This is a genomic window from Lysinibacillus sp. 1 U-2021 (assembly GCF_029916965.1).
Taxonomy (GTDB): domain Bacteria; phylum Bacillota; class Bacilli; order Bacillales_A; family Planococcaceae; genus Lysinibacillus; species Lysinibacillus capsici.
Genome location: NZ_CP123966.1, coordinates 2794365 through 2818163 on the forward strand (window position 1 = coordinate 2794365; position 23799 = coordinate 2818163).

24 protein-coding genes are annotated in these 23799 nt (G+C 38.6%); 15 read left to right on the plus strand and 9 right to left on the minus strand.

Translation table 11 applies throughout. The annotated features are described in order from the left end of the window. Positions 1-16 precede the first annotated feature (16 nt). The 5 genes from QH639_RS14360 to QH639_RS14380 all read right to left on the minus strand — a co-directional run bounded on the left by QH639_RS14360 (position 17) and on the right by QH639_RS14380 (position 5035). Entirely contained in the window at positions 17-979 is a 963-nt protein-coding gene (locus QH639_RS14360; RefSeq protein ID WP_281114704.1) for a carbohydrate kinase family protein, read from the minus strand. After that, complete coding sequence (locus QH639_RS14365; RefSeq protein ID WP_131519793.1) at positions 979-1863, minus strand: DMT family transporter; 885 nt, start codon at positions 1861-1863, stop codon at positions 979-981. The genes QH639_RS14360 and QH639_RS14365 overlap by 1 nt, the downstream gene beginning before the upstream one ends. Before the next feature lie 39 nt (positions 1864-1902). After that, on the minus strand, positions 1903-3153 hold the full coding sequence (locus QH639_RS14370; RefSeq protein WP_281114705.1) for a glutamate-5-semialdehyde dehydrogenase: 1251 nt from the start codon (positions 3151-3153) through the stop codon (positions 1903-1905). 13 nt (positions 3154-3166) lie between these two features. Beyond that, positions 3167-4261, minus strand: coding sequence for a glutamate 5-kinase (gene proB / locus QH639_RS14375; protein WP_131519795.1), 1095 nt, complete (start codon positions 4259-4261; stop codon positions 3167-3169). A gap of 390 nt (positions 4262-4651) precedes the next feature. Then, the gene (locus QH639_RS14380) at positions 4652-5035 is read right to left on the minus strand and encodes a hypothetical protein (RefSeq protein ID WP_004229554.1); all 384 of its coding nucleotides are present in this window, start codon (positions 5033-5035) and stop codon (positions 4652-4654) included. A 216-nt stretch (positions 5036-5251) separates the two neighbouring features. Between QH639_RS14380 and QH639_RS14385 the strand changes: the two genes are divergently transcribed. Together QH639_RS14385 and QH639_RS14390 are read left to right on the plus strand one after the other, a co-directional pair. Next, a complete protein-coding gene (locus tag QH639_RS14385; RefSeq protein ID WP_048390149.1) occupies positions 5252-5875 on the plus strand; it encodes a LysE family translocator in 624 nt (207 codons plus the stop codon). A gap of 12 nt (positions 5876-5887) precedes the next feature. Beyond that, a complete protein-coding gene (locus QH639_RS14390; protein ID WP_048390151.1) occupies positions 5888-6676 on the plus strand; it encodes a DUF1835 domain-containing protein in 789 nt (262 codons plus the stop codon). A gap of 43 nt (positions 6677-6719) precedes the next feature. Here the strand turns inward: QH639_RS14390 and QH639_RS14395 are convergent, their stop codons facing one another. Continuing rightward, positions 6720-7601, minus strand: a complete 882-nt coding sequence (locus tag QH639_RS14395; protein WP_016994379.1) for a LysR family transcriptional regulator — start codon at positions 7599-7601, stop codon at positions 6720-6722. 285 nt (positions 7602-7886) lie between these two features. Between QH639_RS14395 and QH639_RS14400 the strand changes: the two genes are divergently transcribed. After that, positions 7887-8639 carry an alpha/beta hydrolase gene (locus tag QH639_RS14400; RefSeq protein WP_131519796.1) on the plus strand — a complete coding sequence of 251 codons (753 nt, stop codon included), beginning with the start codon at positions 7887-7889 and terminating at the stop codon, positions 8637-8639. Between the two features lie 166 nt (positions 8640-8805). Then, positions 8806-10146, plus strand: coding sequence for a branched-chain amino acid transport system II carrier protein (brnQ, locus tag QH639_RS14405; protein ID WP_131519797.1), 1341 nt, complete (start codon positions 8806-8808; stop codon positions 10144-10146). A gap of 48 nt (positions 10147-10194) precedes the next feature. On the opposite strand, the gene QH639_RS14410 is transcribed toward brnQ, so the two are convergent. Then, positions 10195-10953 (minus strand): SDR family oxidoreductase, encoded by a 759-nt coding sequence (locus tag QH639_RS14410; RefSeq protein ID WP_048390161.1) that lies wholly within the window; start codon positions 10951-10953, stop codon positions 10195-10197. A 155-nt stretch (positions 10954-11108) separates the two neighbouring features. Between QH639_RS14410 and QH639_RS14415 the strand changes: the two genes are divergently transcribed. After that, positions 11109-11690, plus strand: coding sequence for a TetR/AcrR family transcriptional regulator (locus QH639_RS14415; RefSeq protein ID WP_131519799.1), 582 nt, complete (start codon positions 11109-11111; stop codon positions 11688-11690). A 543-nt stretch (positions 11691-12233) separates the two neighbouring features. On the opposite strand, the gene QH639_RS14420 is transcribed toward QH639_RS14415, so the two are convergent. Both QH639_RS14420 and QH639_RS14425 read right to left on the minus strand, forming a co-directional pair. Continuing rightward, the gene (locus QH639_RS14420) at positions 12234-13406 is read right to left on the minus strand and encodes a YhgE/Pip domain-containing protein (protein WP_237900228.1); all 1173 of its coding nucleotides are present in this window, start codon (positions 13404-13406) and stop codon (positions 12234-12236) included. A 58-nt stretch (positions 13407-13464) separates the two neighbouring features. After that, the gene (locus QH639_RS14425; protein ID WP_259419130.1) at positions 13465-14052 is read right to left on the minus strand and encodes a TetR/AcrR family transcriptional regulator; all 588 of its coding nucleotides are present in this window, start codon (positions 14050-14052) and stop codon (positions 13465-13467) included. Positions 14053-14205: 153 nt separating this feature from the next. On the opposite strand from QH639_RS14425, the gene QH639_RS14430 reads away from it, so the two are divergent. The 10 genes from QH639_RS14430 (at position 14206) to QH639_RS14475 (ending at position 23764) form a co-directional block, all read left to right on the plus strand. Continuing rightward, a complete protein-coding gene (locus tag QH639_RS14430; protein ID WP_237900230.1) occupies positions 14206-14520 on the plus strand; it encodes a PadR family transcriptional regulator in 315 nt (104 codons plus the stop codon). A 1-nt stretch (position 14521) separates the two neighbouring features. Next, positions 14522-15058 (plus strand): DUF2812 domain-containing protein, encoded by a 537-nt coding sequence (locus QH639_RS14435; RefSeq protein ID WP_259419129.1) that lies wholly within the window; start codon positions 14522-14524, stop codon positions 15056-15058. Positions 15059-15135: 77 nt separating this feature from the next. Beyond that, the gene (locus QH639_RS14440) at positions 15136-15666 is read left to right on the plus strand and encodes a DUF2812 domain-containing protein (protein WP_281114706.1); all 531 of its coding nucleotides are present in this window, start codon (positions 15136-15138) and stop codon (positions 15664-15666) included. Positions 15667-15679: 13 nt separating this feature from the next. Next, positions 15680-16585 carry an ABC transporter ATP-binding protein gene (locus QH639_RS14445; protein WP_048390175.1) on the plus strand — a complete coding sequence of 302 codons (906 nt, stop codon included), beginning with the start codon at positions 15680-15682 and terminating at the stop codon, positions 16583-16585. Next, positions 16569-17813: an ABC transporter permease gene (locus tag QH639_RS14450; protein ID WP_237900235.1), complete on the plus strand. Its 1245-nt coding sequence runs from the start codon at positions 16569-16571 to the stop codon at positions 17811-17813. The genes QH639_RS14445 and QH639_RS14450 overlap by 17 nt, the downstream gene beginning before the upstream one ends. Positions 17814-17949: 136 nt before the next feature. Further along, positions 17950-18210 carry a hypothetical protein gene (locus QH639_RS14455; RefSeq protein WP_281114709.1) on the plus strand — a complete coding sequence of 87 codons (261 nt, stop codon included), beginning with the start codon at positions 17950-17952 and terminating at the stop codon, positions 18208-18210. Between the two features lie 67 nt (positions 18211-18277). After that, complete coding sequence (locus QH639_RS14460) at positions 18278-19447, plus strand: toxic anion resistance protein (protein ID WP_281114711.1); 1170 nt, start codon at positions 18278-18280, stop codon at positions 19445-19447. Positions 19448-19670: 223 nt separating this feature from the next. Next, positions 19671-20207 (plus strand): hypothetical protein, encoded by a 537-nt coding sequence (locus QH639_RS14465; RefSeq protein WP_048390186.1) that lies wholly within the window; start codon positions 19671-19673, stop codon positions 20205-20207. Positions 20208-20341: 134 nt separating this feature from the next. Then, the gene (rarD, locus tag QH639_RS14470) at positions 20342-21250 is read left to right on the plus strand and encodes an EamA family transporter RarD (RefSeq protein ID WP_281114712.1); all 909 of its coding nucleotides are present in this window, start codon (positions 20342-20344) and stop codon (positions 21248-21250) included. 609 nt (positions 21251-21859) lie between these two features. Then, the gene (locus QH639_RS14475; protein ID WP_237900242.1) at positions 21860-23764 is read left to right on the plus strand and encodes an endonuclease MutS2; all 1905 of its coding nucleotides are present in this window, start codon (positions 21860-21862) and stop codon (positions 23762-23764) included. Positions 23765-23799: the final 35 nt, after the last annotated feature.

Sequence of the window (23799 nt, forward strand, 5' to 3'; positions counted from 1 at the left end):
GACAAAAAGTTTCGATTTATCCTAGTTTCATATCTAATGAAAGTACAGGATAGGATGGAATCGCCCCATGCTTTGTTGTTGAAATGCCCGCATATCCGTTTGCAAAAGATAGCAGAGACATTGCATACTGTTCACAATGAGCTACCACTTGATCTACTGTTAGTTGATGATGAAGAAATTGACTTAAAATCGCGCCAATAAAAGCATCACCAGCCCCAGTTGTATCAACGGTTTGTACCTTGTTAGCAGGAGCCTTCACATGATGCTTTTTCGTATATAAGGTAGCCCCAGCAGCACCATGTGTAATGATGATAACTTCTACATATCCCTTGAATAACGTTTGAACAGCTTCCTGTTCATCTTCTAGAGTTGTTAAAAACAACAGTTCTTCCTCTGAAAGCTTGACAATATGGGCTTTTGGTAAAAAGGCTAAAATGGTTTCACAACACGCCGTCTTATCCTGCCATAAAGGAAGGCGCACATTCGGATCGAAGGATATAAGGCTTCCTGCTTGATGTGCCTGTTCAATAAGGGCAAGATGTGCTTGTTTCATAGGACTCTCTACAAGATTAACAGAGCAAAAGTGAACGATATCGTGCGCTGTTAATAGCTGCGAGGGGAGGTATTCCTGTTTGTATAAGAGATCTGCAGCATGTCGGCGATAAAATTGAAAATCTCGTTCGCCATGTTCATTTAATGAAACAAAGGCAAGACTTGTTTCACCATCTGTTGATTGACGAATAAACTGTGTATCTACACCTGCTTGCTGCAACGTTTTGATTAGGAAGTCACCAAAGGCATCCTGACCGACTTGTGTGAGAAGGGCCGCCTGCTGTCCTAGCTTTGCACAGACAGCGGCTACATTGGCAGGTGCCCCTCCTGCATGTTTAGTAAAATGTTCAATGTTGGCTAGGGAGCCGTGCTGCTGTGTCGGTGTAAAGTCAATTAATAATTCTCCAATTGTGAAGAGCTTGCCCATTATGAGACCTCCTGTGGTAGTCGCTTTTTCTTAGGAACATAAATGGTATAAAAAATACCAGCGAAAATGAGAAGGATCCCCATCGTTTGCGTAAAGCTTGGCATAAAATCAAGCAATAGCATATCTAGTAAAATGGCGACAACAGGGTCGACAAAAACCAATACGGAGACAAGAATCGTAGACAGGCTACGAATACTATCAAAAAATAAATAGTAAACAAATCCTGTATGAATAAAGCCTGTGCCGAGTATATAAAACCAATTGGTTGACGTTAATCCATCAAACAGCGAGAGGTCGATAAAAGGCAGTAGTATCACGATTCCAACTGTTGTTTGAATATAGGTTAACGCATACGAGCTAAGCTTCGTGATGGTTTTGCTTGTTAGCATTGTAAGGGCATAAAATACCGCTGACAGTAAGGCCCAGATAAAGCCAGAATGCATAAATTCTGAGAACGACACAAAATTATTGAGACCGATGATAAAAATACTACCGATAAAGCAAGTGATTGTTGCAACAAGTGCCTGAATGGTCATTTTTTCCTTCAAAAAGATAGCGCCTAAAATTAACACAAATATGGGGGCTAAATTATAGATGGAAATGGCAATTGAAATGGACATTTCCTCAAAGGCTTTAAATAAAAATACCCAGTTTAACACAATAAAGACACCGCAAATAAGCGTTTGAAAAATTTCTTTCTTATCCCATACCTCTGTTTTATGTCCACCAGTGATGAGCCACATACCACCTAGAAAGAGGGTTGCGCAAATGCATCTAACAAAGACAAGCTCTGTAGCGGGAACACCAGTGTGAACGGTAAAAAAGCCGATGGAACCAAACAGTGCCATGGAGACGGTTAGTTTAATGATTGCTGAGATGTTCATCCGAAACCTTCCTTCTATTATTTTATGAAACTATAAGAACTATTCACGAATTTGGCCGTTACCATGAATAACATATTTTGTTGATGTTAATGCAGGCAAGCCCATTGGTCCACGGGCATGTAGCTTTTGTGTACTAATACCGATTTCTGCACCATAGCCAAATTCAAAGCCGTCTGTGAAGCGGGTGGAGGCATTATGATACACTGCTGCTGCATCAACATTGTTTAAGAACGTCTCGGCGGTTAATTGATCTTCTGTAATGATGGCCTCAGAATGATTTGTGCCAAAGTATTGAATATGCTCAATCGCTTCATAGACATTTTCCACCAATTTAACGCTTATTTTTAAATCAAGGAACTCTGTCGCATAATCTTCCGCCGTAGCTGGAAGAGCAGCTGCAAATTGCTGACATATTTGCTCATCACCGATGATGGCTACACCTGCATGATGAAGGGACGTTAAAAGCTGGACGCCATGTTCTTGAAACCAAGTAGGATGAATGAGTAAGCTTTCTGCTGCATTACAAACAGAAGGACGCTGTGTTTTAGCATTTAGACAGATTTTCTCTGCTTTTATGTAATCCGCCATTTCATCCACGTAAATGTGGCAGTTGCCTGCACCTGTTTCCAGTACAGGAACAGTCGCTTCATTGACAACTAAATCGATCAGCGCTTTGCCACCACGAGGAATGAGCACATCCAAGTACTCTTTTAAATGGAAGAGTTCTTTGGCTGTTTCGCGGCTTGTATCCTCAATTAATTGAACAGCATCGGTAGGGATGGATGTTTTAGCAAGCGCGCGATGAATACTTGCAACAAGAGCCATATTAGAAAACTTAGCAGAGGAGCTTCCGCGCAAAATAACTGCATTGCCTGTTTTTAGAGAGAGTGTTGCTGCATCGATCGTGACATTTGGTCGAGCTTCATAGATCATACCAATAACACCAAGTGGCACAATTCGTTTTTCAATGCGGAGCCCATTGTCTTTTTCAATACGTTCAACAATTGTACCTACTGGATCGTTTAAGGAGACGAGTAAATGAATGGCATCGGCCATTGCTGCAATCCGTTCTTCATTGAGCATGATGCGATCCAATGTAGACGCAGGGATACCTTGCTGCTCCCCTTGTGCCAAATCCTTTGCATTTTGAGCCATAATGTCAGATTGATCGATTAATAGCTGTTCTGCAATTTTTTTCAGTGCCTCATTTTTCTCGCAGGTTGTTTTAATATTTAACATGTAGCTTGCGGCTTTTGCGCGTTGTCCTTTTTCTTGAATTTCACTTGTCATTTGTCATTCCTCCTTAATTCGTTTGAATTTTCAGCCATTTGTCTCGATGAATTACCTCAATAGGGCTTTTCAGCAATGTATCAGTCCGTTTTCCCATGGCAGAGAGAAGCTCTTGGGAAGAGTACAGTACTTCGCCACGTCCTAGTAAGTCCTTCTCACTATAGACTTCTACAACATCACCATTGACAAACTCACCTTCTACACGATAGACGCCAGCAGGCAATAGACTCTTACCATTATTCATTAAGGCCTGTTCTGCACCACTGTCTATAAAAATTTTACCAGAAATTTCCGTGAGTGCAATCCACTGTTTATGATTTGTTAACACTGCGAGCTCATCATGCTCCACATAAGTGCCATCACCATGTCCTGCTAAAATATCGACGAGCTTCTGTGCACCATGACCTGTACCGATAAATACCTTCACACCTGCACGTAGCGCTGTTCGTGCTGCCAGCAGCTTAGAGGTCATGCCACCTGTGCCAACCTTTGATCCTGTTCCATCCGCAAAGCGTAGCAAATCGTCTGTAATAGCAGCTAGTCGATCAATGCGCTCTGCCTGAGGGTTTTTATTGGGATTGGCATTATAAAGGCCATTGATATCTGTTAAAATGATGAGCTGATCTGCATGGACAAGTCCACTGACGAGTGCTGAAAGCATGTCGTTATCTCCAAAGGTTAATTCACTAATTGACACTGTATCGTTTTCATTAATAATCGGTAGCATGGATCGCTCTAACAATTCCTCGAAAGTCGCATAGGCATTTTTATAGCATTCTTTTTTAGAAAAATCTGTTCGTGTCAATAATATCTGTGCAGGCATGATATCGTAAATACTAAATAAGGCACTGTACGTTTGAATAAGTAGGCTCTGTCCTACAGCAGCAGCTGCCTGCTTTCCTTTCACTGTCACAGGGCGAGCAGGGTAGCCAAGTTGTTTAAAACCCGCCGCTACAGCACCTGAAGAGACAAGTAACACTTCATGTCCCAATTTCTTCAACTCGGCGATTGCCTGTACATGGTCCATTAAGCGAACTTTATCGATTTCACCCTTCGCATTCGTTAAAGAGCTACTACCAATCTTAACAACAATTCTTTTTCTCTCCATCTCACGACCTCCATCATTGCTGAATCAAGATAAAAAAAGCCTTTTCATCCTAAAAATTAGGACGAAAAGACTTGCCTTCCGTGGTACCACCTACATTGAATATCATGCGACATTCCACTTTTCTCATAACGCTCGAGACTGCGCCTAGTTTGGCTAGGACGTTTCACGAAGTAGGTTTCATTAGTCTTTCTTGTACAATGCCTTCCAGCCGATGGGCATCGCTCTCTTTTCAAGCAGTGGCTAACTACTGGTCTTCGTTCGTTTTCTCATCTATTGACTAAAGGATGCACTACTTCTATAAGTCTGTCAAGCTGAATGGATAAATTACTTGAAAGTTTTGATAAATTAAGAAAGGGATGCGCTAAAACGCTAAAGAGGTCGCTTATTCAATTATTTAAACCACCAAATCGCAATGAAAAGGGGAAGCATAGCCAGCACAATGACAAAGAAACTCCAAATGACTTGTTTCCCTGAAGACATATTTTTGGGTTTAATGCTCATTTGTTCATACAGCTGGTTAATGGCCCGTTGCTCTTTCGCATAAAGCATTGCTTGAAATTCTTCGTAATCTTGTATATAGCTAGATGGGGCACGTGGACTGAAGCGTAAATTTCGAATGGAATCTGTAATCTCTTTGTCAGCCATCCAATACGTGATGACAGGTGCTAAGCCTGCGTTTTGTGTGGCCTTTACCTCAATGTCATGGGATTTCATTTTATAGTAAACCTGTCCATGCTCATCCTCATATTGCGTGACAATATCACTTACTGCCATTATCAATCACCTCTTATGGAAGTTATCTGGTTTATCATGAGTTTCTACTATTATAATGGATTAGGGAAGAAAAGTATCGCTTGAGCGAGCATAAATTGTGAAACCGAAATTTGAAAAAAATTTTTGGATAAAGTCATAAACTTACATCTAGTGAGAACAACGTCATGTAGTATAATGTATATAGTTTTTTAAAAGAAGTTGAAGGAAGGGAAAGTTTTGGACATCTCAACGTTATTTGCGTTTTTAGGGGCTGCGATGATTTTAACCATTATGCCAGGGCCCGATAATTTATTTGTGCTTGCCCAAAGTATTACACAAGATAAAAAAGCGGGTATTGCCACATCTCTTGGATTGTGTACAGGGCTACTTGTTCATATTAGTGCAGCAGTACTTGGTATTTCTGCGATAATTTATCAATCGACCATTATTTTTACCATCGTCAAATTTGCAGGGGCAGCGTATTTATTATATCTAGCTTGGCAATCATTTCGTGCTAAAGGAGACCCTTTTACGTTGCAACAGCAAAATACGCAAGCCTATATTAAATTATATAAAAAAGGAATATTAATGAATATTTTAAATCCTAAAGTATCGTTATTTTTCCTAGCGCTGTTACCACAGTTTGTTAATCCATCGCAAGGACATGTGGCGTTTCAAATGCTTATTTTGGGTATTGTATTTTTAATACAAGCGCTTGTATTATTTTCATTGTTTAGTATATTTGCAGGGAAAGTTAGACAGGTCATTATTGGTAAACCTGCGATTGCTAAACGACTAAATACAGTTCAAGGTATTCTATTCACATTTATCGGGATACAGATTGCCATCAGCAAACAGTAGGGAGGAATGGACATGGCTATTTTACATATTACCTTTAGCTTAGCAACGCAGGGTTCTATGAAACTTGCAATTCGTCAACATCGTTTGCAGCGAAATGAATCAGTTCTAAGTGTCCATGATGATCTCTCGATTGGACCTCTTCAAAACTTTGAAGAACGTAAAACTTGGTTAGCCACGCATATTTTAGATGATGATGACCAGCAATTGTATGATGAGATGTATGAAAACTGGAGGAAAAAAATCGCTAATTTACCTTGTGATGTGGATGTGTGGATTTGGTATAGTCACAACACACATGAACAGATAGGACTGCGCTATGTGATGAGTGAGTTAATTCATAAATGCAGTATGGTGTATGGTATTGATGCAACGGAGAATCTGAAGAGTATTCACCCCAATTTAGACATTCGCCATACAGGCGAGCTTTCCTCGGAAATGCTAATGAAGCTTCGCCCTAGTGCAAAACGATTCTCTGTGCAAGAATGTCAGCAACTCGCTAAGGAATGGGAAAACATCAAAGAACAGCCAAGTACATTACGGTTATGGAAAAGTGAACTATTGCATGTAGAGGAAGATGCAATGGATGCATACATTATCGCCAGTGCAAAAAATTTGCATTTACAGCAAAATGAAGAGTGGCTAATGCCTACGCATATTTTGGCACAGACATTTGAAACATTTGTCCATTATGTAGGAAATGATTTTGTAGAGTATCGCTTACTGACGCTCGTCGAACAGGGAGTATTTGCAATGAAAGGCGATACAACGGATATTTTTTCCTATCAGGTTAAATTACTGTAGCATAAAAAAGATCAGGGTTGCCAAAGCCTTGATCTTTTTTATATTATTTATTGTCATAAAAATCAAAGACAAATTGTTTAAACTGACGTGCAGATGGCGGTAAATAACGATTTTCTATCCAAGCCATGCCGATAATTCGTTCACATACCATATCCTCAACATGGATTTTAACAATTTTTTTCGGGTTTAAATCCTCATCATCGGGTAGTAAGGAAACGCCAAGCCCCGCACCAACAAACCCAGCGATTGTCGATACTTCATCACCTTCATAAGAAATTTTAGGCTTAATGCCCGCAGCATTTAATAAGCGATCAGCTGAGCGGCGTAATGCATAGCCTTTTTTCATTAAGACAAAACTTTCATGCTCCAATTCTTTCATTTTGATGCTTTTACGATGGGCTAATGGATGGTCAATTGGGACCATTATAAAGAGCTCATCTCGCCATAACTCCTTCCAACAAACTGGTGGCTCTGTATCGATCGCAGCTAGTAGGCACAGGTCTAACTCACCTGCCAGTAATTGTTTTAACTGTGAATGGGAGTAGTTTTGTGTGAAATGAAAACGGATATGGGGATGTTTTTGACGGAAGGCACGAATCAAGTCGGGTACAATACTCGTTCCAAGTGTATGTAAAAAACCGAGTGATACATCTCCGAGTTCGGGATTATTAAGCTCCTGTAACTCTAAAACAGCCTTTTCATATTCTTTACGCATGCGCTGGACACGATATAAAAATAGCTCTCCATATCGGTTTAGCATAATCGAGCGCCCTTGTCTGTCGAAAAGCGGTACACCTAATTCTTCCTCCAGCTTTGAAATTGAACGACTAAGTGCTGGCTGTGAAATCGCTAATGCTTCGGCAGCCCGTGTCATATGCTCTAACTTTGCAACGGTTACAAAATATTCTAATTGTTGCCACTCCATTTTTTTCACCTCTTTTCTTGTGATTTTTAAGTTATCTGCATTATAACGGGAAACAGACGGGAAGTATAGGTAGCAAAAATTTTTTAAAAGGACGTTGCAATTATTTAGCAGAATGGAAAAGTTAAGTAGCAGAAAGTGTGATAGTACAGCCGTTAAGTTGACATCATTCATGCACAATACACATTGATTTGATAAAAACTATAAATTGTACATTATGAATAAAGGGTGTTAAGATAGACACATAAAATACACAATTATTAATTTCCGTGAAGGGGATATCATAAAATGAAGTTAACAAAGCCACAACCTCTAACAATCGAGGGAGGCAATAAAGCCGTACTATTACTGCATGGATTCACAGGTAGCACAAAAGATGTGAAAAAGCTAGGAGAATTTTTATCTCAACGAGGTTATACTGTGCATGCACCAATTTATAGTGGGCATGGCGTAGAACCAGAAGCATTATTAGAAACAAAACCAGAAGATTGGTGGAACGATGTAGTAGAAGGTTATAACTTCCTACAAAAGAAAGGCTATGAAGAAATCGCTGTTGTTGGGATTTCACTTGGAGGTGTCTTTTCATTAAAGGTAGCAGAGACATTCCCAGTGAAAGCATGTGTAGCGATGTGTGCACCGATTACACGTGATAATTCAAAAGGCTTATTTACACGTTTGTACCACTATGCTCGTTTATATAAACACTTTGAAAATAAATCAAAAGATCAAATTATTTCAGAATTACATGAATTACGTATTTCACCGAAGGATTCATTGGACGGCGTAACACGTTTAACAACAGAAACGCGTGAAGAATTATCAACGATCAAAGCACCAACTCTTGTGTTACAAGGCTCACTAGATGATGACCTCTATCAAGAAAGCGCACCTTTTATTTTAAATACTGTGGAAACAGACGACAAAGAAATCATTTGGTATGAAAACTCTGGCCACATTATTACATTGGACAAAGAACGCGATAAAGTGTATGAAGATGTTTATAAATTTTTAGATCATATTGAATGGTCAGTTGCAAACTAAGAAGGGGCTGTCAGTAGACAGCTCTTTTTTTGTTGAATCTCACTGGATAAACGAAAAAACTATTGTAATTATAATAAATGCTTGATAACATGATGAAATTGTAGTGAAAAATCATTCGATTAAAATAATTTGCTATAGTCTAAAACTTCTAAGGAGCACATCAATTATGCAACAAAAAATACCTTTTTCAACTTACGCAGTCATTGGTACCATGTTATTTGGACTGTATTTTGGAGCAGGGAACCTAATTTTTCCTATTCAAATGGGTCAATTTGCAGGGACTAATTTTTGGTTTGGATTAATCGGATTTTTAGTGACTGCTATCGGCTTACCATTCCTCGGAATTTTGGCAATTGGCTTATCAGGTAGTAATGGTTTACGTGATCTAGCCAATCGTGTTCATCCTATATTTGGTATTATTTTTTCATTGGCACTGTACTTAACAATCGGACCATTCTTTGCCATCCCACGTACAGCAACTGTACCATTTGTAGTAGGGTTTGAGCCATATATTCAAGCACAGCATGCAACACTGCTACTAGCTGTATTTAGCTTTATATTTTTTGCCATTGTCTACTATTTTTCTTTAAATCCAGCGAAAATAATGGATTATATCGGTAAATATTTAACGCCTGCATTTTTAGTTGTTTTATTTATTTTAATTATTACAAGCATTACGAAGCCAATGGGCCATTTCCAGCAGCCAATCGGTGCATATATGGATGCTGCCTTTATGACAGGCTTTAAAGAAGGCTATAATACGATGGACGCCCTTGCCTCACTAGCCTTCGGGATTGTTGTCATTAATGCAATTAAAAGTGCAGGGATTACAGATCGTAAGGAAATTGCCAAGGCTACATGGACATCAGGTATTTTTGCGATGGCTTTAATGACGCTGATTTATGGTCTCATAACATATATGGGCGCTTCCAGTATTAATGCTGTCGGGACTTTTGATAATGGTGGTTTAATCTTTGCGGCAGTGGCCGATCATTATTTCGGCTCATTTGGAGCTATTTTATTGGCGGTCATCATCGTGCTCGCTTGCTTAAAAACAAGTATCGGCTTAATTACATCTTGTAGTGAGTTTTTCCATGAGGTATTTCCAAAAATTAGTTACAAATGGTTTGTGTTTCTGTTGTGTGCTGTATCCTTTACGATTGCGAATTTTGGTTTAAACAATATTATCAAATATGCTATTCCAGTTTTAATGTTCTTATATCCATTAGCGATCGTCTTAATCTTGCTTGCTCTAAGCTCATCCTTCTTTAAGAATAAGCAAACAGTGTATGCCATAGCGATGATTTTTACATTTTTCATTAGCCTGATTGACGGCTATAAAGCGCTGGTAGAAAGTGTGCCAGATGCGAAGTTAGGTATATTGGATGCAGTAGAGAAATACTATTCTGCGATGCTACCTTTTTATGATATTGGCTTAGGATGGATACTGCCAGCGTTAATAGGGGCAGTAATTGGAAGCATGATTCCGTCTCGAAAAGTTATATAATGAAAGAAACACGCACAGAAAATGTCTCTGTGCGTGTTTCCTTATGGATTAGTAAGCTGTCCAGCCACCATCAACCGCAATAACTTGTCCATTCACAAAGCTAGCCTCATCTGAGCCTAGGAAGATCGCTAATTGAGCAATTTCTTCTGGCTGACCAGCCCGCGGATTGATGGATAGTCCTAGTGCTTGTCGTGCAGCACCCGTTTGGCTCATGTTTGTCATGGAAGAGGCGATATTGGTCATCACTGCTCCTGGCGCAATACCATTACAGCGAATATTTTTATCAGCATACATAAAGGCTGTATTTTTTGTTAAACCAACTACCGCATGTTTTGAAGCTGTATAAGCAGCCCCAGCCCGTGCCCCATATAAGCCACCAGCAGAAATATTATTGACAAAGACACCATGTCCTTGCGCAAGGAAAATTTCTGTAGCCATACGCATAGAGCGCATAACAGCTGTTGTGTTCACAGCAAATACTTTTTCCCATCGTTCATCAGAAATTTCACCAACTGGCTCCATACCATCCATAATACCTGCATTGTTGACTAATATATCTAATTGACCATAGTTCGTTTTTGTTTCATCAAATAAACGTTGTAAGTCTTCTGTTGATGCGACATTGGTCTGAATGGCAAATGCTGTTCCTCCAGCCGCTTGAATACCTTCCACAACCGCTTGGGCACCCTCTAAATTTAAGTCTGAAACGGCAACCTTAGCGCCTTCTTTTGCATATCCTTCTGCAATGGCTTTCCCCATACCTGAAGCTGCACCTGTCACAATGGCTACTTTACCTTCTAATCTCATCTCAAAGACCTCCTCATCGTAATTTCTTTATTTATTGAACATCTGTTCATTAAAATCATATAATAAAGATGAAAGCGATTTCAATATGCAAAAAAACGGGATGTGTTGAGTAATCAACACATTTGGACAATCTGTTTATTAAGGAGCTGAAAAAATTGCGTACTACGGATTTACGGATTATTAAAACGAAGCAAGCTCTCCACGATGCTTTATTGACCTTGCTTAGCCAAAAACCATTGGAGCAAATCTCCATTGCTGAAATTTGTAGAGAAGCAAAGGTCAATAGAGGAACCTTCTATTTACACTACGAGCAAAAAGAGGGGCTCTTTGAAGAATACTTTCAGGAGATAATGGAGGATTTATATCAATCCTATGAAGAACCCTATCGTGCCGTCACGACATTGGACACAAATCAATTAGATCCCAATACTATCCGTATTTTTCATCATATTGAACGCTTTAAAATGTTTTACCGTATCGTCTTTTCTAAAAATGTCCCGCTGACCTACTATTACATGCTTTTTGATGGCATTTATTCCCTATTAAAACGTGATATTACCACACAGCACATACATCAAATGGGGGATCATATCTCGATCGACTATTATAGTGCCTATCAAGCAAACGCCATCATCGGGCTCATCATCCAATGGTATCGCGGCGATTTCAGCGATAGCGTGACCATGTTAAATCAACAGCTAGCAGCTATTTTAAAGAATGTGAGGAGTGGGGGATAGAACGCTTGAATTGAAGGATAGAAGAGAAAAAGTAGCAGATAGAACGCTCAATTTGAAGGATAGAGAGAGAAGTGACGGATAGGACGCCAAAATTAAAGGATAGAAGAGAAAAAGTAGCGGATAGAACGCTCAATTTGAAGGATAGAGAGAGAAGTGACGGATAGGACGCCAAAATTGAAGGATAGTATAGGAAAAGTAGCGGATAGAACGCTCAATTTGAAGGATAGGGTAAGAAGCAGTGGATAGGACGCCAGAATTGAAGGATAGAAGAGAAAAAGTAGCGGATAGAACGCTCAATTTGAAGGATAGAGTAAGAAGTAGCGGATAGGACGCCAGAATTGAAGGATAGAAGAGAAAAAGTAGCGGATAGAACGCTCAATTTGAAGGAGAGAGTAAGAAGCAGTGGATAGGACGCCAAAATTGAAGGATAGAAGAGGAAAAGTAGCGGATAGAACGCTCAATTTGAAGGATAGAAGAGAAAAAGTAGCGGATAACCAAAGAGAAGGTCTACATCAACTTGTAGACCTTCTCTTTTCTATTAAATCATCGGACTGGAGCTGGCTTAAATGTGACGATCAACGTAGCAATGGCTAGTGTCACGAAGATGATGATGGCCAATGAGCTACTGTTTTGCAGGAGATTATCAGAACTACCACCAAAGATGATTGTGTAGTAGCCATCTGCTCCATACGAGGCAGGTAGCATGGCAGCGACCTGTTTGTATCCTTCAGATAGCATGGTTTTTGGAACAAGTACACCTGATGTTACTAATTGGAGTGAGAGAGCACAAATATTAAATATCATCCCCATATTTCCAAAGGCAATCACAAATACTTGGGCCAAGCTGAGGAAAGCAAGATACATTACAGATTGGAAGAGATAAATCGACAGCAGGCTTTCTTGACTATCGATATTAAAAAGGTGCATCAAGCCAATTGTTATGAATGGCAATGTAAAGGCTACGCCCACATTGAGTAGCTGTCTTGCGAGAAACAATTGCCATTTTGATAGGCTGTCTTGAACGAGCTGTGCTGCTTGTTGGTGTTGCATAATCATAACCATCGCTCCCACAAAGGAGGAGATGATGACCATAAGTGGGACAAAGTTTGCAGCAAATCCCTTTACATCATTGGTTTTTACAATCGTACCATCGACGGGATGGTCTTTGACATTCATTACTGTCGTTTTGACAGAAGTGGTAATTTGTTGGGCAGTGTGTTGCTCGAAGGGAAGCTGAGCAAATTGTTGAGCAAAGACTGCAACCGCTTGATTTTGTTGCATTGGATACAGGGCTTGATTGATTTCTTCTGTTAATTGCTTTGCTACACCCTCCATCATATTTTTCGCTACACTTGCATTGGCTTGATTAATCGCATAAATAATTTCAGCCTCTTTCCCTGCCTGAATTTGATTGGTAAAATCGGATGGAATTTGCATAATCATATTAATTTGTCGTTCGTTTAATGCGCGCTCAGCTTCCTTCATCGAAGAATAGTCCTCCATTCCAAAGGGGATGGAGCCTTTGATGTTCTGTGCTACCTGTTGACCCATTACAGAATCTTCTACAACAATACCAATGCTTAACTGTTCTGCTCTTTCATTGACACCATCATAGGCAGTCATCCAAATTGTAAAGAAGATTAATTGGAAGGCAATGGTTGCAACAATGCCGATATAGGTTTCACGAACTCGCAATAGTGCTTGTAAACCTGTCATTTTTTATTCCTCCTAAAATTAAGTAAGTACTTACTTGCATTGATTAGAAAAATTTTTTCTAGGAAACGAGTCCCCTAGAAAAAATAGCAACACTAGTTTGTAAAAGTTCTTCCGTTGGTAAGTCAGATACGATAGTTCCAAGTCGAGCACGTGACATAAAATGACCAAAATTCAAAGCGATAAGCGATAGCGCTGCTGCTTCAAAATCAACTTCCCTTATTTTCCCCTGTTGATGCATCTCTTGAAAATAGTGAATGAGCTCCTTTTTGATGAGGAGAGGGATATTGGCGATTTCCTCACTAATTTCAGGAAATTGAATGGATTCCTTAAAGCCGATCATGACAAAATCTTTAATCGACATTAAAAAATGAAAATGCTTCAGTGAGAAATTTAACAAATCCTTTTCTAATTCCCACGTTACATTTTGATTGATCTCCTGCTGTAGAAGCGGATAATAAGAAAATTGCTCAATAATGGCCTTTAATAAACCATGTTTGTTACCAAAGTGACGGAAAAGAGTGACCTCATTGACACCTGCTAATTCTGCAATGGTTTTGGTCGTTGCAGCTGTATAGCCTTTTTCACTAATCAATTGTAGAGCAGCTTCGATAATTCGTTGCGCAGTTCCTTTCGTTGTCAAGAACATACTTCCTTCCATGCAAGTAATTACTTACATCCTAGCATAGTGTACGAGGATCTGCAACACTCTGAATGAGCGTTGACAATTATATCGACTGCTGATATATTTTAAATGTATCGACTGACGATATATTGATGGACGATATAAAGGAGGATTTGTATGACACAGGAGCATCCGCCATTAACAGAGGGCGTTTATTATATTTTATTAGCATTATTTGAGGCGAGGCATGGCTATGGCATTATGCAATTGGTGGAAGAAATGAGCAATGGAAGAGTGCGCTTAGGGGCAGGAACCATATATGGTGCGATTAAAACGTTGTTGGAACGAGGATGGATAGAGGCACTTGATGGAGATGGCAGAAAGAAAGAATATATGATTACCGAAACTGGAAAAACAGTGGTGGAATATGAAATTTTAAGATTAAGGGAACTTTTTGACAATGGTATCCGTATAACGAGAGGAGTTGAATAATATGCATAAATATCGATTGATGATTAATCCCTATGCAATAGAGAAGTGGGTCAATGACATGGCTAGTCAGGGCTGGCACTTAAAAAAATTTACATGGATTCGTTTTACGTTTGAGCGTGGAGAACCAAATAGCTATATTTATCGCCATGATGAATTAGAGCGATTCGGTACGCACTATGAAGAGGAATTTCTCGAATTTCTCAAATCCTCTGACATTGAACAAGTAGACCGCTCTGGAAATTTTGTATTTTTTAGAAAAGCAGCACAGGAAGGTCCATTTGAGCTGTATACAGATAAAAAAACGAAAATTGGTAACCTGTCAAAAAAGATGATGCTCTTACTTTCTCTTATTCTACTTAATTTGTTCATTGGACTGATCGGTTTAATTGGCGATTTTTCGGAGCAAACAACAGACTGGGTTGGTTTCGCGTTAAATACGCTGAATCTTGTGGTTGTTGTATTATTTGCCCTCCCATTTTATAAGCTTATGCGTATACGTAATCGATTAAAGAGAGAATTAAATGTATTTTCGGATTAACGAAGCGTCTATTATTTTCCGGGAAATCAGAAAATAATGAAAAAGGAAGCATGATTTTATAGTAGGGGTGATGCAAAATGAAAAAAAGAGTGTATCGTTTTTTTACTGATTATGAAAAGGAAGAACGATGGGTCAATGACATGGCAGATCGGGGGTGGAATCTTAAAAAGACAGTGGTAGGCTACTTTGTTTTTGAAAAAGGGATACCTGGTCAATATATTTATCGAAATGAATTTGTCAATAGAAAGTCAAAGGATTATTTTGAGTTTCTAGACGAAATGAATATCGAGTGTGTGTCTAAGTTTGGTGGGTGGGCCTATTATCGAAAACCAAAATCGGAGGGCCCTTTTGAGATATTTTCAGATGCTTCCTCGAAAATAAACTATATTAAATCCATGAATCGCATTTTTATATTCGTGCTACTGTTAAATTTAATCATTGGTATTTATAATCTATCCCTTGGTTTACGGGAATTCGTTGTAGGATCTATGAATACAAGTGTGGGGTGCATGAATTTGCTTGTCGCCTTACTGCTATTCATTCCTATAGTTAAAAATGAAAATCGTAAAAAGGGCTTGAAACAAGACTTACATATATTTGAAGGATAAGGAGGAAGACAACATGACATTACAGTTACAGCATGTCACAAAGAAGTACAAGGATTTTACAGCTGTAGATGATTTAAATTTTACCATTGAAAAAGGGGAAATTTTCGGTCTAATTGGTCAAAATGGTGCAGGAAAAACAACGACATTCCGAATGATTTTAGATTTACAGGAGACGACAGCGGGGACGATTACTTGGGATGGGCAGCCAGTTAATGCCATTAACCGAGATGTCCTTGGTTATTTACCAGAGGAGCGTGGTATTTTCCCAACAATGAAGGTAGAGGAGCAGCTTTACTTTTTTGGTGAGCTACGTGGCATGAAACGAGCAGAGCTGAAAAAGGAAATAGATTTTTGGATTCAACGTTTTGAACTGGAGGAAAAACGCAAGGATAAGGCAGAAACACTGTCAAAGGGAAATCAGCAAAAGGTACAGCTCATTGCAAGCTTTATCCATAAACCTGCGTTTTTAATTTTAGATGAGCCGTTCAGTGGGCTAGATCCCGTCAATAAAGATTTACTAAAGGATGCTATTTTACTATTGAAAGAGCAAGGCACGACGATTTTGTTCTCCAGTCACCAAATGGACAATGTCGAGGAGCTTTGTGATCATTTGTGTTTATTAAAACGAGGTGTTTCTTTATTTTCTGGAAGCTTACTAGATTTAAAGAAACAATATGGTAAAACAAAGCTTGCTGTCCGTACGGATTGGTCAACAACACAATTATTGGCACTTGAGGGTGTCAAGGATGTGCGTGTAGAGAAGGAGCAAACAGTGCTTACATTAGTGGACGAAAGCTTTGCTCAAGGTATCTTTGAGCAGCTATCCAATGGGAAGTATATTGAAAAATTCAGCTTAGATTATTTATCGTTAGATGAAATCTTTAAAGATAAGGTAGGTGGCCATGTTGTCGAAGTTTAGTTTATTAATGAAGCAATTATATAAAGCTAAAATTAAATCAAAATCCTTTATCTTAATGACTTGTTTATATGTAATTGTCATGTCAGTGGCTGTCTTCTGGTCAGAAATTAAGGAATTATTCACAGGTGATGATGAAGCACAGCAAATCGCGATTATTAATAAAACCTCTGCTGATCTAAGTGGTATTTTTGTCTCGAATGGAGATATGAATTTTATTCAGGATGAGCAAGATGTATCGACCCTTGAAAAAAGAGTAAAGGACGGCAAGCTGGATGCGATTGTGACGATTAACGATCAAAATGGTCAATTACATGCGGAAATTGCTACGTTCACACCACTGAAATTAAACGATCAATCTACATTATCATCCTTATTACAATATGCAGGACAACACTATGCCGTACAACAATTATCGCTTTCACCTGAGCAAGCAGCACAAATTATGGCAGCTCAAACAACAATTTCAACGAAAAACTTAAATGAGGCATCAACAGGTGGGAAAAGTGAAGAAGAAAAGCAATCAGGGCTAGTAGTTTCCTATGCGGTTGGAATTTTAATCTATTTCTTCATTTCTACATTCCTCTCGATGATTACGACTGAAATAGCCTCTGAAAAAGGCTCACGCGCAATGGAAATGCTTTTAGTTAGTGTCAAACCAGCGACACATTTTAAAGCAAAAATCGCTGGCGTTTTATTGCTCGCTTTAACACAGATGGGCATTATTGCGATCGTGTTCCTTATCTATGCGAAGTTTATCAAAGGTGGGATGGTTTGGGATGCAGCTGCTAGTATTGTCAAGGAATTGTCCGTTGGCTATGTCATCTATGCGATCGTATTCCTACTGTTAACAGTTATCCTTTATCTTATTATCGGTGCATTATTTGGCTCTTTAGTATCGAAAGTAGAAGAGGCGGGTCAAGTATTAATGCCTGCGATGATTATTACGATTATTGGCTTTTATGTTATGCTGACAGGCATGGGGAATCCAGATACAATTATCATTAAAATATTCTCTTATATCCCACTAACTTCTGGCATGATCATGCCAATGCGTATTGGCGCTACAGATATCGGTGGCATTGTACCATTACTTTCTTTAGGAATTTTAGTCGTAACGATTGTTGTCGTATACCTATTCAGTTTATCGTTCTATAAACGTAGTGTATTGACATATAGCTCTGGCGGCGTCATTCAAAAAATTAAAACGGTATTAAAGGTAACAACATAACATAATGGCAGCTACATGGATAATGTAGCTGCTTTTTTGGTGTCATGGTGCCATTGTTAGCAAACAATGTAAAGGAATTTACGGAATCAGTCGAATTTTGGCTAGAAAGAAGCTATAATTTATAAAAGGGGATGGGATGATGTTAGCTAAATCAGAGGTGGAGGCAATTCTTGACCGATCATCAAATCAGCGTTTAGCAACAATCGAAGAAAAAGCGCAGCTCTTTCAAAAGCTTCAACAGCTGTGTCCTACTAGTAAAGAAATAGCAGAAATTCTTCACTATTGCACTGAAGTGGAAATTTTTGTTAATAATGCTCACCCTAATCAATATAGTTTGCAATATAAGGTACATCAGAATGGCTATTGTATAGCAGATTCGTATTTTTTCATCCTATAGAAAATGAAACTTTTTTACATGGTAATCGTAAGTAATTAGTAGAGATAAATTGCAGGGGGTAAAACATATGTCTGAATTCAACAATGATCTTTTAAAATCCAAGGACCCATTCGCTTCAGAAAATCCTTTATTACAGCCAAATCCACTTTTACAGCAAACGGCTGAGCAAAAGCCAGTACTTGTATCTGAGCAGGAACTATCACAAATCGCTCAAAACCAGCTAATGTTAAAGCAGGATCCAGAGGTTCATACACTTGCACAAAAAATTGATGTCAAAGATCAAATTGCCATGCTAGAGCTCGGTAAAGAAACGGCAAGTGGCATTTCAACCTTTTCTGATAAAATGCTCGCAACGATGAAAGCTAGTAAGCTGGAAGAATCGAGTGTGCTTTTAAATAACCTGAATAAAATTATGGATAAATTTGATCCACAGGATTTTGCGGAAGAGAAAAAGGGCGGTTTCATCTCCAAGCTCTTTAACAAAGGAAAAGAGCAATTGGAAAGGTTCTTATCTAAGTATGACAGCATGAATAAAGAAGTGGATGTCATTTACCGTGAAATCCAAAAATATGAAGGGGAAATGAAGCGTAATACCATTGACCTTGAAAATTTGTATGATCAAAACTTAAACTACTTCCAATCATTAAGTAAATGTGTTGCAGCTATTGAAGTGAAAACAGAAGAGGTTCGTGCGTCTTTACCAGCACTTGAACAAAAGGCTCAAAGTGGTGATCAATTGGCAGCTATGGAATATGAAACAATGCTTCGTGCTGTGGAATTATTAGAGCAACGTCGTTATGATTTAGAAATGGCACAACAAGTATCATTCCAATCAGCACCACAAATTCGATTAATGCAGCAAGGGAACAATCATCTAATTGCCAAGATTAATTCTGCCTTTGTCACAACGATTCCGATCTTTAAGCAGGGGCTTATTCACGCAGTGACATTGAAGCGTCAAAAGTTAATTTCTGATTCTATGGTGGAACTAGATCGCCGTACGAATGAAATGCTTGTGCGTAATGCAGAAAATATTAGTAAGAACAGTGTGAATATCGCTCGTCAAGCTGGTAGTCCAAGCATTAAAATCGAAACCATTGAAACAACATGGCAAACAATTATGGCTGGTATTCAAGAAACAAAGCAAATTCAAGCAGAAACAGCAAGAAACCGTGAAGAAGGTCGTAAACGTATTGAGCGTTTGCAATTGGAGTATGAGAAACTGAAAAAAATGTAAGGCTAAAGCTTCTTGCAGCTATTGTTGCAAGAGGCTTTTTTTATGGAAAGGGTAGGCAGATAGAGGCTCCTTCCACACAATGGAAATGATCTTTGACAAAAAGCAAAATAGTGATTATGATAATGTTAAATGAGAATGGTTATCAAATAGAAAAGGAAGCGGAAAGATGCTACACAAAGGTATTCGATTACATGTAATTATTCGTGGAGGAGTGAAAAAATAAATGGCAAATAAAATCAATCCCTCTACATTGTCGTATGAGCCTTTTAAAGATGGAACACTTGCTCTATACACGACAGATAGCTTAATGATTGTACCGCAAAGTCGCTATCTAGAGCTTTTGCATATGGAGGAGTTATATAATGCTATGTATAAAGATTTAGATAACAAGCAAAATGGTTTAGAACGGGAACGAAAAATGCTAAAAAAACAAAATGCACAGCTAACAGAAGATTTACAAAAATTAAAGCAGCAAAACACCGTCTTGCAGAAAAAGGTAACTGAATACAATTGCGTGGTGGAGGAGATGAAGGTGCTCCGTCAACAAAATACAGATCTTCTCATTGAACTAAGTAAATATACAGCGATGTCACGAGAGTCATTGACGGGGCCCTTGAAGTCGATGATTCGAGATATGCGTGAGCAAGGGGTTGGAATTAAAGAAATCCATATTCGCATCAAGCGCCAAATCAATCCAGAGATTAGCTATAGTACTGTACGCAAGTATATTTCTGAGCTAGAGTCGGAACAAAAAGGTTAACAGCTTTTAAAAGGAACTAGAAATTTGGCATTTACAGCAGCTACTCAAAGTCCTATAATGAGTCTATTCTTTAACTAGTTTAAGATTATAGGAAATCGTTAACCGATTTCAGTAAGAGTAGGAGCGTTAATAGCATGTCAAATGAGAAAAAAGGAGTTTTGACAGCCTTTTTTGCCTATGCCTTTTGGGGAGCATTCCCTCTATATTGGAAATTACTTGAGCATGTACCAAGTATGGAGATTTTATTATCCCGTGTCATTTGGTCCTTTGTCTTTACGGTGCTGGCAGTGCTCGTATTTCGAATGCGTCAGGATCTCGTAGCAGATTTAAAATATTTATGGTCACATCAAAAGCATTTCTGGCAGCTTGCGGGTGCATCCTTTGTCATTTCAATGAACTGGTATTTATATATTTGGGCAGTGACGCATAATCATCTCATTGAAACGAGCTTAGGTTATTATATTAATCCGCTATTGTCAGTAATTTTCGGGGTGATTTTCTTTAAAGAATCGCTGAGTCGTGCACAATGGGTAGCAACAGGAATTGCTTTTATTGCGGTGATTATTTTAACGATCAATTACGGCTCAGTACCTTGGGTAGCTTTATTGATTGCGCTATCTTTCGCTATTTATGGTGTGCTGAAAAAGAAAATTACACTGGATGCTACAAGAGGCCTAGCCATTGAAACGTTATTGATTTTACCCTTTGCATTAGGCTATTATGTCTATCTTTTTACTACACATCAAGCCTCGTTTTTACATGTTGATGTTAAAACAGATATTTTGATGATCTTTAGTGGTTTAGTAACAGCCGTCCCGCTTATTTTATTTGCGAAGGGGGCACAAAATATTCCTTTATATTTACTAGGATTTATCCAATACGTATCGCCAACGATTGTCTTAATTTTAGGCATCGTGCTATACAAAGAGCCATTTAGTCAGGTTGAGCTCCTTGCATTCAGCATTATTTGGGCAGCTTTACTTTTATTTTCGGGTTCGAAAATTATAGAAACAAGAAAAGCCCATCATAAATCAGTTTCGTAAAAGACTTGTAGATGTTTCTACAGGTCTTTTTTATGTAACTTTAATCACTTCGCTTTGTAATGGACAAAACTTTTTTATTTCCTTATCGGATTGAGCTGCTAGATTTTCTGCTATTTGTTTAATCGTATCTTAAAGAATAGTAGACTGAGTAGGGTGAGGCTAACAATAGAGTCTTTTTGATAGATTCGACAAGGTAGGTACCTTTACTTTCCTGTTAGCATATAGTAAAATGACAATAATTAGATAACAATGATCAATTAATGAGAGGTGCTTTTTGTGAGTGCGGTAGGTTCTAACTAGGTAAAAATTGAATGAAATAGTGGCGATGACGACAGCAGGGGATACATGTTATAAACACCCCTTATTTTGTCATGGATCTATTTCAACAACCTATGTAGATACCTACAATACTTTATTAAGCGTGGCAGATAGGATAGAAACTTCAATTAGCTGAAGTTTTATTTGTGATGCTAGGAAAACGCGCCTTTTAAAGATAGAGCTGTGGGGATTCCTCACAGCTTTTTTATTTTGTTTAAACCATCATTGCTATCTATTATTGGGTAGGTATCTTCATGTATGATAAAACATTACAATGAGGAGCAAAAAGAAATGAATAATACTACACTTGAAAAATTACAATATCATGAATTAAAGGACATCGTTAAATCCTATTGTGTCAGCGGGTTAGGAAAACAGCTTTTAGATAAATTAATGCCAAGCTCAAACTTAACAGTGGTAAAAAATCGGTTGAATGAAACAACAGAAGCTCGTGCAATATTGGATGCAGAGGGGCATGTTCCGTTTTTAGGGGTATCGAATATTGAGCATATTATGACAAAGCTTGAAAAGGGAATGCTTCTAGATCCCAGTGAGCTAGTGAGTATCTCTGATTTTTTACGAGGCTGCCGCAACATCAAAAAATTTATGTTAGATAAGGCATTTTTTGCGCCTGTTCTTTCCTCTTACGCTCATTCTATGGCTGAATTTAAAAGCGTGGAGGAGGAAATTAATTTTGCGATCAAAGCCAATCGTGTAGATTCGGCCGCTAGTCGTGAATTAAAACGCATCCGACATCATATGGAAACGACAGAGGAAAAAATTAAAGAACGTTTAACGAAATTTATAAATAACAGTGCCAATAAACCGTATATTCAGGAATTTTTTATTAGTCAAAAGGATGATCGCTATACGATTCCAATTAAGGCGACCTATAAAAATCATGTACAGGGTACGGTCGTTGAAATTTCCTCAAAAGGAGCAACCGTTTTTATGGAGCCAAGTGTTGTCGCTAAATTAAATGTAGAATTAGCTACCTTAAAGGCTGAGGAAGCCGTGGAGGAATACCAGATTTTAGCGTCTTTATCAGGGCTATTGATGGAACATCTTCATGCCATCACCATTAACATGGAGTTGATTAGTCAATACGATATGGTTTTTGCCAAAGCGAAGTTCAGTAGACAAATTGGTGGTAGGGAGCCACGTATAAATGATTACGGTTATATTCAACTAATCAATGGTAAGCATCCATTACTACCAGGAAATGCGGTACCCCTTCAATTTTCCATCGCGAAAGACTACCGTAGCTTAATGATTACAGGTCCAAACGCTGGTGGGAAAACAGTTGTGTTGAAAACCATTGGCCTTTTAACATTAGCTACGATGTCGGGCTTCCATATTGTAGCGGACGAAGGAACGGAAATGGCTGTATTTGATCATATCTTTGTTGATATTGGCGATAATCAAAGTATAGAGAATGCACTTAGTACGTTTTCTTCTCATATGAAAAATCTTTCCGATATTATGAGAGCTGCTAATAATCATACACTCTTACTGTTTGATGAAATTGGCAGTGGAACAGAGCCAAATGAAGGAGCTGCACTAGCCATTGCGCTATTAGAAGAATTTTATCAAATGGGCTGTATAACTGTGGCAACTACACATTATGGTGAAATTAAACGATTTTCTGACATGCATCCTGATTTTATGAATGCGGCAATGCGCTTCCATGCTGAAACATTAGAGCCTTTGTACCAATTACTCATCGGCACCTCTGGAGAAAGCAATGCCTTATGGATTTCTAAAAAAATGAATGTCCGCGAAGCGGTTTTACAAAGAGCAAAGGATTATATCAATAATAAAGAATATCAGCTGACGCTCGTTCAGGATAGTAAAATTCGAAAGCCTAAAGAAGAGAAAAAAAGCTTGGCAGCAGCTTATACATTTGCCAAAGGGGATCGTGTGAAATTATTGGACTATGATGATGTGGGATTGGTATATGAAGAAATGAATCCGTACAATAATGTCAGCGTATTCTATCAGGGGCAAATACTAGAGGTGAATGTTAAGCGGCTTGCCCTTGAATTACCTGCAACAGAGTTATACCCTGAAGGATATGATTTAGAGACATTATTTGTAGACTATCAGGATCGGAAGCTTCAGCACGATATCGAACGTGGGTCGAAAAAAGCGTTACGCAAGATCCATAAACAAATAAAGAGTGATCGTCAGCAATAAAAACAAGGGATTGCACAGCCTCGTGCAATCCCTTT

Excerpts from the sequence above, each read along its gene's own strand:
- QH639_RS14360 (WP_281114704.1), bottom strand. The coding sequence starts at position 979 with ATGGGCAAGCTCTTCACAATTGGAGAATTATTAATTGACTTTACACCG.
- QH639_RS14365 (WP_131519793.1), bottom strand. The coding sequence starts at position 1,863 with ATGAACATCTCAGCAATCATTAAACTAACCGTCTCCATGGCACTGTTT.
- QH639_RS14370 (WP_281114705.1), bottom strand. The coding sequence starts at position 3,153 with ATGACAAGTGAAATTCAAGAAAAAGGACAACGCGCAAAAGCCGCAAGC.
- proB (WP_131519795.1), bottom strand. The coding sequence starts at position 4,261 with ATGGAGAGAAAAAGAATTGTTGTTAAGATTGGTAGTAGCTCTTTAACG.
- QH639_RS14380 (WP_004229554.1), bottom strand. The coding sequence starts at position 5,035 with ATGGCAGTAAGTGATATTGTCACGCAATATGAGGATGAGCATGGACAG.
- QH639_RS14390 (WP_048390151.1), top strand. The coding sequence starts at position 5,888 with ATGGCTATTTTACATATTACCTTTAGCTTAGCAACGCAGGGTTCTATG.
- QH639_RS14395 (WP_016994379.1), bottom strand. The coding sequence starts at position 7,601 with ATGGAGTGGCAACAATTAGAATATTTTGTAACCGTTGCAAAGTTAGAG.
- QH639_RS14400 (WP_131519796.1), top strand. The coding sequence starts at position 7,887 with ATGAAGTTAACAAAGCCACAACCTCTAACAATCGAGGGAGGCAATAAA.
- brnQ (WP_131519797.1), top strand. The coding sequence starts at position 8,806 with ATGCAACAAAAAATACCTTTTTCAACTTACGCAGTCATTGGTACCATG.
- QH639_RS14410 (WP_048390161.1), bottom strand. The coding sequence starts at position 10,953 with ATGAGATTAGAAGGTAAAGTAGCCATTGTGACAGGTGCAGCTTCAGGT.
- QH639_RS14420 (WP_237900228.1), bottom strand. The coding sequence starts at position 13,406 with ATGACAGGTTTACAAGCACTATTGCGAGTTCGTGAAACCTATATCGGC.
- QH639_RS14425 (WP_259419130.1), bottom strand. The coding sequence starts at position 14,052 with ATGTTCTTGACAACGAAAGGAACTGCGCAACGAATTATCGAAGCTGCT.
- QH639_RS14430 (WP_237900230.1), top strand. The coding sequence starts at position 14,206 with ATGACACAGGAGCATCCGCCATTAACAGAGGGCGTTTATTATATTTTA.
- QH639_RS14435 (WP_259419129.1), top strand. The coding sequence starts at position 14,522 with ATGCATAAATATCGATTGATGATTAATCCCTATGCAATAGAGAAGTGG.
- QH639_RS14440 (WP_281114706.1), top strand. The coding sequence starts at position 15,136 with ATGAAAAAAAGAGTGTATCGTTTTTTTACTGATTATGAAAAGGAAGAA.
- QH639_RS14445 (WP_048390175.1), top strand. The coding sequence starts at position 15,680 with ATGACATTACAGTTACAGCATGTCACAAAGAAGTACAAGGATTTTACA.
- QH639_RS14450 (WP_237900235.1), top strand. The coding sequence starts at position 16,569 with ATGTTGTCGAAGTTTAGTTTATTAATGAAGCAATTATATAAAGCTAAA.
- QH639_RS14455 (WP_281114709.1), top strand. The coding sequence starts at position 17,950 with ATGATGTTAGCTAAATCAGAGGTGGAGGCAATTCTTGACCGATCATCA.
- QH639_RS14460 (WP_281114711.1), top strand. The coding sequence starts at position 18,278 with ATGTCTGAATTCAACAATGATCTTTTAAAATCCAAGGACCCATTCGCT.
- QH639_RS14465 (WP_048390186.1), top strand. The coding sequence starts at position 19,671 with ATGGCAAATAAAATCAATCCCTCTACATTGTCGTATGAGCCTTTTAAA.
- rarD (WP_281114712.1), top strand. The coding sequence starts at position 20,342 with ATGTCAAATGAGAAAAAAGGAGTTTTGACAGCCTTTTTTGCCTATGCC.
- QH639_RS14475 (WP_237900242.1), top strand. The coding sequence starts at position 21,860 with ATGAATAATACTACACTTGAAAAATTACAATATCATGAATTAAAGGAC.